The organism is Paraburkholderia sp. SIMBA_054, assembly GCF_046534875.1.
Classification (GTDB): domain Bacteria; phylum Pseudomonadota; class Gammaproteobacteria; order Burkholderiales; family Burkholderiaceae; genus Paraburkholderia; species Paraburkholderia hospita.
The window spans coordinates 1-229 of sequence record NZ_JAWRXV010001884.1; the positions used below are offsets into that span (position 1 = coordinate 1).

A 229-nucleotide genomic window follows, 5' to 3' on the forward strand; every position below is an offset into this window, starting at 1 on the left:
GTTGCAGGGTGCGCCTTGCGGGACGTAAAGCTTGCCGTCCGGGCCGAAAGCAATGAATTTCGCCCCGTGATGAGTCTCGGCTGGCAATTTGTCCGTAACGACCGCCGGCTGCGGCGGCGCGCTCAGGCGCGTGTCGATCGAATCGAAGCGTAAAATTCGCGACACCGCCGAAACGTACAACGCGCCGTCGTGCCAGGCGACGCCGACGGGGGCCTCGAGACCCGTGGCC

General features: G+C 65.5%; 1 pseudogene. It reads right to left on the bottom strand.

What is annotated here, in order from left to right:
• Positions 1-229: pseudogene (locus tag SB822_RS61585) on the bottom strand (sorbosone dehydrogenase family protein); the annotation flags it as partial.